Source organism: Prevotella rectalis (assembly GCF_900607215.1).
In the GTDB taxonomy this organism is placed as follows: domain Bacteria; phylum Bacteroidota; class Bacteroidia; order Bacteroidales; family Bacteroidaceae; genus Prevotella; species Prevotella brunnea.
Map to the genome: position 1 here is coordinate 62231 of NZ_LR027820.1, position 11471 is coordinate 73701.

An 11471-nucleotide genomic window follows, 5' to 3' on the forward strand; every position below is an offset into this window, starting at 1 on the left:
AGAGGTATCGTATGGCTCATAAAGAAACGAATTTGACAGACAATGAGATATTGCGCCAGAAGATAGTGAACCTCCAACACGCATTGTCTTTGGAGAAGATGCGCAGCCGTGCCTATGAGAAACTCATAGAGATAGCCGAATCCGAGGAGGGTATCAGCATCTTAAAAAAAGATGGTGCCAAACAGTAACGGCGCTGCGTGAGGAGTTTCCCGGTGTATCCGTGGAATTCCTCTGTGGGCTGTTTGGCAAGAAACGCCAGTGGTATTACGCAAGCAGCAAGCTTGTGATGTCTGAGCGGCAAAGGCGTAAGCTGGTGGTTGACAATGTGCTCTACTATCGTGCCTGCTGTCCCGGGATAGGCGGTGTGAAACTGCACGTCCTCCTCAAGTCGGAGCTAGGTGAAGATGTTACTCATGGTCGCGACTCCTTCTTAAAACTACTTGCTTCAGAAGGACTTATGCTTCCCAAGAACAAGCGAAGACGTACAACGGACTCCAATCATCCTTATAGGAAGTATCCTAATCTTGTACAAGGTGTTACGGCAATGTATGCTAACCACATTTGGGCAGCCGACATAACCTACGTTTGGATTTACGGCAACGTCCTGTACCTCCATCTCATTACAGATGTTTACTCACATGCTGTCATAGGCTGGTGCTTATCCGAAACCATGGAGGCTATAAATACGAAGGAGGCATTGCTAATGGCAGTTAAGGCAGCCGGAGGAGGCAACCTCTGCGGAACGATACACCACTCTGACAGAGGTTCGCAATATGCCTGCCACCTATATGTTGAAACTCTTATGTGCCACCATATCAGGGTTAGTATGACAGAACGGTACAATCCTACGGACAATCCCGTGGCGGAAAGGACGAATGGAACCTTTAAGGTTGAGTGGATTTACCAGCAGGAGATGTACCGAGATTATGACCAGGCCAATATGGAAATCTCCAAGGCAATAGCCTTCTACAACTACAGACGACCGCATATGAGCATAGGAATGAAATGTCCGATGGATGTCTATAGAGGCGAACAGCCCGGGAGAAATCTTTGGAAAAAGAGATAAATGCTTGCAAAAAAGAAAAATATAACGTATCTTTGGAACGCCGAAAATATGGCGAACGACGGTCTTATGCCATCTTCACCAAAGGTCCCAGGGGGCATCGAGCCCCCTAAGACCTTGCCGAAAATATGACGGAACTTAGGTGTTGTCCATCTTCTTTTATGCAAGTGCACTGACTTCAAATTTAAACTATATAATGTTAATGTCAAGTCATTCAGTAAATAAGAAAATATTTGACAAGTAAAACAGAAAAACATCGTCAGATCTGACAAGTGAATTCAGGAAAAGACAAAATTCTTCATTCATCCACCCAAAGCTTAGCTTTCACTTTCCAAAAGCTTACCTTTTGCAGTGCAAAAGGTCATGAATTGGAATGCAAAAGCTAAGCTTTTAATTCACAATTAATATCATCCTGATTATCAGTAGATTACAAAGTATGTCCTCAATATGGTTTTTGTAATATAATTTCATGGTTCCGGGCAGGTCGAATGTTCGCTATCAAGCGTCTGCCATACACCACCTGAATACGAATTGGAGACATACGCCATATATGATGAGAGAGAAAACACGTCAAGTCTTATGATTTATGCGATGTTTCGTGAGTTTTTGAAAAAATATTTAGGACACTATTGGATAAAATGGGATTTCTTGTCCGATGAAACTTCCCATGTGTTGGCAAGAAGCCATTTCTTGTTTCTTTGGCGTGCGGGCAAACACATGATTTGTCCTTGTGGTTGATAAGTGAATTCACACTGCTGTGCAATCATTTCTTTACACTTTTTTGTTGTGTCTGTAAAGTGCGGAAAATAAGTGGTTTAACTTTTTCTCTTTTGTGTCTTTGCTTTTGTGTTTTAAAAGCTAAGCTTTTGGAGACCGAAAGCTAAGAGCTTGTTCGTTCATGAAATTGCTTATTGGTTTTCTTGATTCATGGGATATGCTTACGGAAATGAAATGAGAGAGTTGAAAGATATCAGAATTGGAAATAGATAAATGGTTGTATGCTGTCTTGCCCAAAGTTGATGACCAATTGGAGGACAAATATAAAAATCAGAAGTTTGAAAAGCCATGGAGATTGAATAAATCTTTTCTCTATCCAATGGTAGTCGTTCTCACGTATGGAATGAAGCTCCAATCCGACTACCAGAAGCAATAACCACACGGGACGTGCCATTAGGAAAGGATATAAATCTGCCGGATTGAAATTGTTATATATATTATTGATAAGATTAAAGGCAACATCAAGGCTCGAAGCCCGGAAGAAAATCCATGCGAACGTTACATAGAGGAACGTGAGTGCCCAACAACAGACACGTACCGGTAAGACGTTAGGTAGCTTTTCCAGCCCATGTTTGTGAAAGAACTTATGAATAATCAGTCCGATGCCATGAAGCATGCCCCAAATAACGAACATGACAGATGCTCCATGCCATAGACCTGCGAGAACCATTGTTATGAAACTGTTGGCGTATGTTCGTAACTCTCCTTTTCGGTTTCCGCCCAACGGAATGTATATATAGTCGCGAAACCACGTGGACAAGGCAATATGCCATCTATGCCAAAATTCTGTGAGATTTAAACTTTGATAAGGAAAGCGGAAGTTGTTGGGAATGTGAAAGCCCATCAAGGCCGCTATGCCGATAGCCATATCGCTGTATCCGGAAAAATCGCAATAGATTTGCAGTGAGAATCCCAAAGCTCCCATTAAATTCTCTAAACCGGAATATGCCATCGGGTCGGCAAAAATCCAATTGTTATATTGTGCCAGATAATCGGCAACTACGCCTTTCTTCAGCAGTCCGCAGATGATTAGCCAAAGTCCTTTATTAAGGAGGAGTTTATGGGTGCTCTTATGTGCTTCTTGCACTTGTGGGATGAGTACCCCTGCCCGCGTTATGGGACCTGCCATGAGTAGGGGAAAGAATGTAAGAAAGAAACAGTAATCCGTGAAGTTAGTGTTGGCCGGAAATTTTAACTTATATACATCCACGGTGTAACTTATCGACTGAAAGGTATAAAAAGAAATTCCAACCGGTAAAATCATTTCAATGGCTGCGAAGTTGGTTTGTAGCAGCGCATTGAGAATGTCAGAGGCGAAGTTGGTGTATTTGTAATAGAAAAGTGGGGAAAGCTCAAGCAGGATAAGAAAGGCGAGTCCCAGTCTGCGAGGTCTGCCACAATGCAGTTTCATCATTAGCCTCGTAAGATACCAAGAGCCCAATGTAACAGCAAGTAGCAAAAGCATCAATATGCCATTTGCCTTGTATGCGAAGAAAAGACTGAAAAGAAGTATATAGATTGTTTTCCATTTCTGATGTAATTTGCTCATCCCCACATAAATGGTAAAAAACAACAGGAACGCAACCATGAAAGGAAGAGAATACATCGACCAATCTTTGTCGGCTGTTGTCAGGAAAGATGTTAGCGAAATGAAAAAGTCTTGTGTACCAACCATATTTCTAATACCCCTCAAAAGTAGGAGCCAACAGCTCTGTTCGTTCTACTTTATGGTGCTGTTTGGGGAGTTTCATGTTTATGATATCCGTGGCGTTGGTGCCTAAATAGACCGCAACGTGATCCATCCAATCTGCAGCGGCGTCCCATGTGGGATGATAATGGTCGGCACCTCTCCGAAGTTCAAGATGTCGGCTGTCAAAGAAACGTCCCTTTCCGGTTTGCGAAGCAATAAGATTAACGATACCTGTATCCCCATTCCAATCCGCGGGTCCAATCCAAAGATAGGGGCGATTGCCCATTTTCTTGAGTATCGTGTGTATATATTCCTTTCTTTCCTCCAAATCCTTAACAAACAGTTCGTTGCTTCCGAGACATAAAAGGATGTATGTGGGTTGATATTTCTGTAAAAAATGCTCTAACGTTTTCGTATTCGCCCATTTCTCAGTAGTGGAGCTGTACCATATAACGGTATAAACCGTGTGTCCGTTTTCTTTCGCGTAGTCTCCGATTCTCCGAGAGAGACCTTCAACCATGGAATCGCCGATAAAGAGTATCTTGTGATGTTTCCTCTTCTTCGCTTTTCTCTTTTCTATCTTTGGACCGGCAGTCTCGGCTTTCTTTATTTCCGAAAGGTTTATTTTTTTTAATGATACACCACCCAAGAAAATTTTTTGTGGGAGAAAGGCGTAAAGCACAATGACTGCCAACGCGACAGTCATTAGAAGCAATATCTTCACTTGCTCCCACATCGTGTTTAGAATTTCATTTCAACCTCCACGGGACAGTGGTCGCTTCCATAAATTTCAGTATGGATCTTGGCATCAGCAAGTTGGTCGCGCAACCTGTCGGAAAGTAGGAAGTAATCAATGCGCCAACCGGCGTTCTTTTCTCGCGCCCTAAACCTGTATGACCACCACGAGTAGGTGATTTGTTCGGGATAAAGCGTGCGAAAACTGTCCAAAAAGCCATTGTTAAGCAATTGGGTCATCTTGCTTCTCTCTTCATCGGTGAAGCCGGCGTTCTTACGATTGGTTTTAGGGTTCTTCAAATCAATTTCCTGATGAGCCACATTCATGTCTCCGCAAACTATCACGGGCTTCTTCTTATCTAATGTGTGGAGATAAGATTGGAAAGCTTCTTCCCAACGCATTCTATATTCCAATCGGCGTAGTTCGTCTTGTGAATTGGGGGTATAGACCGTTACGAGGTAAAAATCTTGCATTTCAAGCGTAATTACCCTTCCTTCATGATCATGTTCGTCAACGCCCAAACCATAAGCAACGTTCAAAGGCTCGTGCTTGGTAAAGATTGCCGTACCTGAATAGCCTTTCTTTTCGGCATAATTCCAGTAAGAGCGATAATTAGGAAAACTCAAATCAAGCTGCCCTTCTTGCATTTTTGTCTCCTGCAAACAGAAAAAGTCGGCATCTAAACTATTGAAAATGTCTTTAAAACCTTTTCCGACACAAGCTCTCAATCCGTTGACGTTCCAAGAAATAAACTTCATGTTTCTAAAAAAATGAGATATTGAAAAATAGCATTAAACGCATTAAATTCTTTGAGATTCGCTTCGAAGAAGCTTCATGAACTCTTCGCGCGTCTTCGCCTGATTGAAAGCTCCGCTAAACGCACTTGTTGTCGTTATGGAGTTTTGCTTTTCCACTCCACGCATCTGCATACACATATGCTTTGCCTCAATAATCACCATCGTACCCAAAGGATGTAAAGTATCTTGGATACAATCTTTTATCTGCTCCGTTAGCCTTTCCTGCACTTGGAGTCTATGGCTGAAGATGTCGATGACGCGTGCCACTTTGCTAAGCCCTGTGATGTGTCCATTTGGGATATATCCCACATGAACCTTCCCATAGAAAGGAAGCATATGGTGTTCACACATGGAGAAGAAATCAATGTCCTTTACTATCACCATCTGATTGTACTTCTCTTCAAAGAGAGCATCAGTCAGCACTTTGTGAGGATCTTGTGTATAACCGCGTGTAAGGATTTGCATTGCCTTTGCCACTCGCAAAGGTGTTTTTTCCAAACCTTCTCTGTTTGGATCTTCACCCAACAGTGTCAGCACTTCCTTGTAATGAGCCGCTAAGTCGTCAAGACCTTCGCGGAAAGCTGTTTCTGGATTCATTTTTAGATGTATGCTATTTTTTTTCTTATATAATTTATTCTGTCTATTCGTAAATGTCCGGTAGGCTCTCGTCCACGAAACGACTTGTCTCCACTGTTATCATTGTGCGTATTACGTTCGCTTGTGAGAACCCTTCTCGGCGCAATTTGCGCATTACCTTGCGTGCCTGTTCATACTTGATGAAGTTACCTATCTGGCACATCCATCTCGGAGAATAGAAATGCACATAGATGGGTTGGTCGGGGAAGATGGTTTTTGCTTTCTGTCCCAGCCTTTCTGCCTCTTGACGTGCTTTTCGGGTGTTGCCTCCGGAGTAAGCTAAAACCCTGAAGCCTCTCATCTTCTTTGCTCCCCGTTCCACACGTTTTGTTACTTTTCGTGTCTCTCCGGATTCATCCATTATCTCTTCAGGACTCTTTCTCACCTTTCTTCTTACAAGTTTAGTGCGCTGAACACTTGAATATGAAGAGTTTTCGGAACTCTGCGATGGTGCAGCCACTTTGGGATCTATAGATTTCGGGACTGGAATTGGACTCGCTTTTGGACGAGGAGCAGAGGGAATTACCTGTGATTGGTTGCCATTTCGTTTCTTGCCCTGTCCCTTCACTGATTTTGGGTCAGGTTTTGCTTTCTTTTTCCCACTCACTAACGCATCTATATCCGCACTTTGAGTTACGGTTACCGTACCTTGTGCACAAATGGTAAGTGTGCAAAGGAACAAAAAGCTTAATGCGATTAGAGATTTCTTCATCTATCTATTTGTTTTAAGAAACCCGGTGCTGCCCGCCGGGCAGCTGCCGGATTTGTTTTGTGGGAAAAGAGTTTATTTTTTCCAAGCGTCTATGATGCCTTTGAAGTCAGCTGCTTTCAGCGACGCTCCACCTATCAATCCACCGTCAATGTTTGGTTTTGAGAAAAGTTCCTTCGCATTGCTTGGTTTGCAGCTTCCGCCGTAAAGGATGCTTGTGTCTTCAGCAGCTTCCTTACCATATTTTTCTGCAACGACAGAGCGAATGTAGGCAAGCATTTCCTCGGCTTGGTCAGCAGTTGCCGTTTTGCCGGTTCCTATTGCCCAAATGGGTTCGTAAGCGATAATAATATTCTTCCAATCTTCAGCATTGAGATGGAAGACAGAACCTTCAAGTTCGGCTTTTACCACTTCGTTCTGTTTGTTGGCTTCTCGTTCTTCAAGTGTCTCTCCACAGCAGAAAATAACTTTCAAATCATTGGCAAGTGCCAACTGTACCTTATCTTTCAAGATTTCGGCAGTTTCGCCATAATATTGGCGGCGTTCCGAATGACCGAGAATAACGTATTGTGCGCCCGTGCTCTTTACCATGGCTGCAGAAACTTCTCCGGTGTATGCACCTTTCTCTTTATCGGCACAGTTTTCCGCTCCCAATCCTACCAATTCTTTATCCAACACCTGAGCCACACTTGCCAAATGGATGAACGGTGTGCAAATTATCACATCACAATTGGGTTTGTCAGCCATCAAGGCACTATTGATTTCCTTTGCCAAGGCAATGCCTTCTTGCAGGGTCTCATTCATTTTCCAGTTGCCTGCTACAATTTTCTTTCTCATTTGTCTTTTATGTTTTAAGAGTTGATATAATTTATTCGATTGTTCTTTTCCCATGATCCATTGCTCTTTGGTCTTCACCCATTCTTCTTTCTTCTTCACCCACTTTGTCCATGCCCATAACCGGTCTGCCACGATGAGGAAAATCAATGGCAAGATGTAGCAAAGAATGATGAGTACTATCTTTGTCCACGTGTTGTTTTCCGGCTCATGCCCTATGGCGAGCAACGGCAGAGGCGCCGACAACTGTTCTGCCGTTGGCAAATCGTTCCTACTCCATTTGTTGATGATGGTTCCCTGATACAGCAACAGAAGTCCGGGATTACTTCTTATCATGGTTTTCAGAGTTGTTCCATCCGTGGTGTAGAATGGGTATCTTGCCCCGGTTAGCTCTCTCCATTGACGTATGCCCATCTCGGTGCTGGCCGTAAGTCCATAGAAGTCATAACCATTCTCACGAGCGTATTCGTAAATCCGCTCTATGTTACCAAAGTTTCCATCATCTGCCATTTCTAAATGAGGCGAGACAAGCAGAAAAGTATATCCCTTCTTGTTCAGGATTGCTTGAGTGAGGTCTTCTCCGGTCTTCTCATTGGTAATGGAAAAATCGTGAATGGGAGGCTCATAGCCTTGTTTCAGTATTTCTTGCTTTGTATCAACGAATACCCATGTGGAATCATCGTAAGGGTAATTGTTTTCATCAAATTCCTTTTGCACTCCATCTTTTGTACAGATGAATGTAGTCTTATAGACTGTTTGCTGCGCACCGGGTGGCATCTCCATTCCTTTTCGTATGTTCTGCCCGATGTAATAGGGTCGGAAGTCGAAAATGGGCAAGTGGTAAAGACTCAGCAAAGAGGCTACCAATATGAAAATCAACGTAAAATAGGATGCTATCCATTGATTTGTCTTTGAGATAAACCGCACCTGATACAGTGGGAAACGCATCAAAACCAGTGCGGCAAAGAGCAAAACGACGTTTTTTCCGAAAGTCTGGGCATTTGTCAGGCGGAGTGCGTCGCCGAAGCAGCCACAATCCTGAATGGGATTACCAATGGTCAGCCAGAGTGTTATCCCGGTCATGAAAATCATGAAGAGGGTAGTCAGTTTGCTAACCAATCTGCGCTGAATGGCAAGAAGAATGAGCATGCCCAGCAAAAATTCCACAGCCGATAACACCACGGATGTCATCAGTTGTATCCATTCGGGAACTTGCCCCGCCAAGCCCAATGCTTCGAGGTAGTCGCCTATCTTGTATTGTGTTCCCAGTGGGTCAATGGCTTTGACAAATCCGGAAAACACGAACGTAATGGCGAGCAACGCACGACAAAGATTAACAAAAAATATCTTAAGCCTGTTCATTTAATTTTATAACCCCAAAAACAGCGTAATTGATGATGTCCATGTAATTGGCACCAATCCCCTCGCTAACGAGAGTTTGTCCATGTAAATTTTCTATTTCCTTTATTCTTTCTATCTTTGTAAGAATGAAATCCGTATAACTGCTCACACGCATATCGCGCCACGCCTCACCATAGTCATGGTTTTTTTTCAGCATCAGTTCGTAAGAACTTTCCGCATATTTATCATACAAGGTCAAAGCCTCATCCGGCGTTAAATCTACGCTATCCACAAATGGATAATCCAACTGAATCAAGCCTACAATTCCGTAATTAATCAATGCTATGAACTCTGAACGGATGCTGTCGCCGACTTTATTCTCTCCGGTCGTTTCAATCGAGCGGATGCGTTTAGCCTTGATAAATAGCTGATCGGTAAGCGAGGAAGGACGCAAAATGCGCCAAGATGCTCCATAGTCGTGAAGCTTGTTGGCAAAGAGTGTTCTGCACTCACTAAGGGCGTCCTTAAATTCTTGAGCTGTTTGCGAGGAGGATGCTGACATTATGTAGTTTGTTTAGAATGCAAAAATACGGAAAAACTACGAACTGACAAAATCATTGCTATTAATATATTTAAACAGGGATGATTTCAACCGGTCTCAACAGCGATTGCCGAGCTGCGACACCTCTATGGAGATTCTCGGTTTTGAAAATGCGTAGAAATGGTCTAACTATAATGTCGTTTGCTCATCCTTGTGAAATCGGCAAGAGTGGAACTTTTGTTGCAAAATAATTGGGAGCGGAATAAAGAACGTTATTGTAAAATTTTATAACCGTTTTTTAACACTTCGGAAATGATGGTTTTGGAAACACACACGAAAAAAAAATAAATAAAAAAACGAGAAATCAAGGGAAAAATCATCAAAATTGGTGGAAATGTTTGCGAAAGGTGAGCTTTTACAATGCATTTGCATATCTTTCGCATCGTGTTTAAGGAGCTTTTGAAATGTAAAAGCTAAGCGATTGCAGAAATATTTACCGGTCAATTAGCAAAAAATTCTTCATGTTTTCAGGAATAAAACATAAGGCTCACATAATCAACGTTTTACATAAAAGGCTGTGATTTCCGTATTTCCCCGGTGGTTTTTATTTGCTTGCAAATAGTCGAGAGACAGAACTTCATTTGTAAATATTATTCATATATTTAACAGTTCTCTTATGTCTGTTCGGAAACCACGAAAATAAAAGCATGGAAAAACTAAAACCGCCTTGGATTTCTATATATAAGTGAAATTGATTAACTTTGCACCTTAAATATAAAAAATATGCGAGACCTCTCAGACAAAGAGTTGGCAAAACTCCTTGATAAGGATATTTTTCATAAAATTTCCGAAGCCGCCGACAATTTAAGCCTTGATTGTTATGTTGTCGGAGGTTATGTTCGCGACTTGTTCCTTGAACGCTCGTCCAACGACATTGATGTTGTTGTGGTGGGGAGTGGGATAAGCGTGGCATCGGAACTGAAAAAAAACTTGGGACCTAAAGCCCATATCTCCGTTTTCCATAACTTCGGAACCGCGCAGGTTAAATATCGTGGACTTGAAATAGAATTTGTGGGGGCACGAAAAGAGAGCTATAGCCACAATAGCCGTAAGCCGGTAGTGGAAAATGGAACCCTTGAGGACGATCAAAATCGCAGGGACTTCACTATCAACGCAATGGCGATCTGCTTGAACGCTGAGCGATTTGGAGAATTAATCGATCCCTTTGGTGGAATCGATGACTTGTGGGATGGCATTATCCGCACCCCATTAGACCCCGATGTTACCTTTTCTGATGATCCCTTGCGCATGATGCGATGCGTCAGGTTTGCCACGCAGTTGAACTTTTTTATCGATGACGACACTTTCTGCGCATTGGAGCGTAATGCGGACAGAATAAAGATTATCAGTGCTGAGCGAATAATAGACGAACTAAACAAAATCATGGCTACTCGCACCCCAAGCAAAGGATTTGTTGATTTGTATCGTTGTGGGCTTCTCGAACTGATTTTGCCGGAACTGACCGCTCTTGACATTGTGGAAACTCGCAATGGAAGGGCTCATAAAAACAATTTCTATCACACCCTTGAGGTGTTGGACAACACCGCGAAACAAACCGACAACTTGTGGCTGCGCTGGTCGGCTCTGTTTCATGACATAGGGAAACCAAAAAGCAAGCGATGGGACGTGTCTGCCGGATGGACTTTCCACAATCACAACATCATCGGGGCGAAGATGATACCTTCCATCTTCAAAAGATTAAAACTTCCCTTGGATGGGAAAATGAAATATGTCAGGAAAATGGTTGATTTGCATATGCGTCCCATCGCCATTGCCGATGATGAGGTAACCGACTCTGCCGTTCGTCGTTTGCTCAACGATGCCGGCGATGATATCGACGACCTCATGACCCTATGCGAGGCAGACATCACAAGCAAGAATGCAGCCCGCAAGCAGAGATTTCTTGATAATTTCCGGATTGTCCGCCAAAAGATAGAAGACTTGAAGGAAAAAGATTATAAGCGGTTGTTGCAACCATGCATCAACGGCGATGAAATTATGCAACTGTTCGGACTACGCCCATGCAGGGAGGTGGGCTTGTTGAAACGAACCTTGAAAGAGGCTGTTTTGGACAATCGAGTTCCCAACGAACGAGAACCCTTGATGGCTCTACTGAAAGAAAAAGCGCAAGAAATGGGACTGAAGTAAATCAAGACTTTTTGCTAATTCCAAATAGAAGTGCAAAATCTCTGTGGGTGCAATAACTATGAAAAACACCGCGGAGGTTTGCCTTGCGGCTGGGGGCGCGAAGCCCCCAAAGAGCATTGACGGATAACTTAAGCAATAC

The 11471-nt window shown here is 43.0% G+C and carries 9 protein-coding genes and 1 pseudogene; 3 read left to right on the forward strand and 7 right to left on the reverse strand.

Translation table 11 applies throughout. The annotated features are described in order from the left end of the window. Positions 1–188 (forward strand): annotated as a pseudogene (locus E0E16_RS13435) (hypothetical protein); the annotation flags it as partial. 32 nt (positions 189–220) lie between these two features. Continuing rightward, a complete protein-coding gene (locus E0E16_RS01235) occupies positions 221–1066 on the forward strand; it encodes an IS3 family transposase (protein WP_255418090.1) in 846 nt (281 codons plus the stop codon). A 967-nt stretch (positions 1067–2033) separates the two neighbouring features. On the opposite strand, the gene E0E16_RS01240 is transcribed toward E0E16_RS01235, so the two are convergent. The 7 genes from E0E16_RS01240 to E0E16_RS01270 form a co-directional block, all read right to left on the reverse strand. Beyond that, positions 2034–3515, reverse strand: a complete 1482-nt coding sequence (locus E0E16_RS01240) for an MBOAT family O-acyltransferase (protein ID WP_130828478.1) — start codon at positions 3513–3515, stop codon at positions 2034–2036. Positions 3516–3519: 4 nt separating this feature from the next. Next, positions 3520–4266 carry an SGNH/GDSL hydrolase family protein gene (locus E0E16_RS01245; protein ID WP_130828479.1) on the reverse strand — a complete coding sequence of 249 codons (747 nt, stop codon included), beginning with the start codon at positions 4264–4266 and terminating at the stop codon, positions 3520–3522. Between the two features lie 5 nt (positions 4267–4271). Then, positions 4272–5024, reverse strand: a complete 753-nt coding sequence (gene xth / locus E0E16_RS01250) for an exodeoxyribonuclease III (protein ID WP_130828480.1) — start codon at positions 5022–5024, stop codon at positions 4272–4274. 42 nt (positions 5025–5066) lie between these two features. Then, entirely contained in the window at positions 5067–5660 is a 594-nt protein-coding gene (folE, locus tag E0E16_RS01255; RefSeq protein WP_130828481.1) for a GTP cyclohydrolase I FolE, read from the reverse strand. Between the two features lie 43 nt (positions 5661–5703). Then, positions 5704–6411, reverse strand: coding sequence for an SPOR domain-containing protein (locus tag E0E16_RS01260; protein WP_130828482.1), 708 nt, complete (start codon positions 6409–6411; stop codon positions 5704–5706). Positions 6412–6483: 72 nt separating this feature from the next. Continuing rightward, entirely contained in the window at positions 6484–8604 is a 2121-nt protein-coding gene (locus tag E0E16_RS01265) for a BT_3928 family protein (RefSeq protein ID WP_130828483.1), read from the reverse strand. After that, the gene (locus E0E16_RS01270; protein WP_130828484.1) at positions 8591–9145 is read right to left on the reverse strand and encodes a DUF1599 domain-containing protein; all 555 of its coding nucleotides are present in this window, start codon (positions 9143–9145) and stop codon (positions 8591–8593) included. The genes E0E16_RS01265 and E0E16_RS01270 overlap by 14 nt, the downstream gene beginning before the upstream one ends. 762 nt (positions 9146–9907) lie before the next feature. Here E0E16_RS01270 and E0E16_RS01275 point away from each other — a divergent pair. Further along, positions 9908–11332 carry a CCA tRNA nucleotidyltransferase gene (locus tag E0E16_RS01275; protein ID WP_130828485.1) on the forward strand — a complete coding sequence of 475 codons (1425 nt, stop codon included), beginning with the start codon at positions 9908–9910 and terminating at the stop codon, positions 11330–11332. Positions 11333–11471 lie beyond the last annotated feature (139 nt).